We start from the raw sequence: 726 nt of genomic DNA, 5'->3' as shown, positions 1-726 counted from the left end.
CACTTGTTTGAGCATGGTAAACACGGTTTTGGTATTCGCGATGCGCAAGGTTTGCCTGTCGCGGCGTGGCCGCAATTGCTCTCTGCATGGCTACAAAATCTGACCGAGAAAGCACGCAGATAGATCAAGTTCACGAAATAAATGAACCATTGTTTTATTTTTATTGTTAACTGGTTTTGTAATTGCAATAATGGCGGCATCAAATACTGAGGAGACTTCCCATGAACCCAATCAGTCGTGTCGCCATCATCGGCGAATGTATGGTGGAGCTTAAAAAACATGACGGCGTGCTACAGCAAGGTTTTGGCGGTGATACGCTCAATACCGCGGTGTACCTTTCTCGTCTAACCAAACAACACGGGGTCGAAACTTCGTATGTGACGGGATTAGGGCATGATCCGTTTAGTCGTGAAATGCTAACGGCATGGCGTGAAGAGGGGATCAATACGGACATGGTCTACCTTTCTGAAGATAAATTGCCAGGCATCTACGCGATTGAAACCGCCGAAGATGGCGAGCGTAGCTTCTTTTACTGGCGTAATGATGCGGCAGCAAAATACTGGTTGCGTGAACGAGCATTGTTGTCGTTGGTGAAAGATCTTTGTCAGCATCAAATGATCTACCTGAGTGGTATTAGCTTGGCGATCATCTCGGACGATTGTCGTCAGATGTTGATTGAGCTGCTAACAATGTGCCGTAAAGAAGGTGTGAAAATCGCATTCGATA

Annotated in this window: 1 protein-coding gene; it reads left to right on the top strand. The window is 46.3% G+C overall.

Annotated features, from left to right (window positions below; all coding sequences use genetic code 11):
• Positions 1-221: 221 nt before the first annotated feature.
• Positions 222-726: sugar kinase (locus R7R78_RS26145; RefSeq protein WP_225474615.1), on the top strand; the 505-nt coding region annotated here is incomplete at its 3' end.

It is taken from the genome of Vibrio sp. 2134-1, from assembly GCF_033339495.1.
This window is presented reverse-complemented; position numbering and strand designations above follow the sequence as displayed.